Here is a 699-nt window from a genome sequence, read left to right on the forward strand (position 1 = left end):
TGCGCACGGCGCGCTCGCGAACTTCGGGGGAATACTTCGGGGTGGGTTTCTTGTCCATAAGGGCTCCATTCTCTCAAGATTAGGAGCCTCCTCAAAACCCGGAGCGATTCAGTCCAGCTTGCGATGACCCAGCAGCACCTGGATCACGCGGATGTCCACCTTCTGCTCCAGCAGATGGGTGGCGAAACTGTGGCGCAAGGTATGCATCGAGACGCGCTTGTCCAGATGCGCCTCATCCGCTGCGGCGTGAATGGCACGATTGAGTTGGCGGGTGCTGAGCGGATCGATGGGGTCCTGTCCGGGGAACAGCCAGCCTCCTTCGCGCATCTTGCCCTGTGCGTGGGCATACCGCCACCAATGGCGCAGTTGTTCGAGCAGGACGGGCGAGAGCATGGCATAACGATCCTTGCTGCCTTTGCCCTGTTCGATGCGCAACGCCATGCGCTGGCTGTCGACATCACTGACCTTGAGTGCGCAGACCTCGCTCACGCGCAGTCCTGCGCCGTAGGCGACCGACAACGCCGTTTGGTGTTTAAGGTTGCCGACAGCCGCGAGCAGACGCGCCACCTCGTCGCGACTCAACACCACCGGCAGTTTGTGCGGCACGCGCACCGATTGCATCTTGCGCATCAGTTCGGGGTGGTCGAGCGTGTGCTCGAACAGGAACTTCAAGCCGCTGAGCGCGTTATTGATCGAGAC

The 699-nt window shown here is 61.2% G+C and carries 1 protein-coding gene; it reads right to left on the bottom strand.

Annotated elements, in window-relative coordinates:
- Positions 1–108: 108 nt before the first annotated feature.
- Positions 109–699 (bottom strand): tyrosine-type recombinase/integrase (locus ACKTSJ_RS11160; RefSeq protein WP_407900243.1); only part of this gene is annotated, 591 nt, incomplete at its 5' end.

The sequence above is a fragment of the Ferrigenium sp. UT5 genome, assembly GCF_045866295.1.
Taxonomy (GTDB): domain Bacteria; phylum Pseudomonadota; class Gammaproteobacteria; order Burkholderiales; family Gallionellaceae; genus Sideroxyarcus.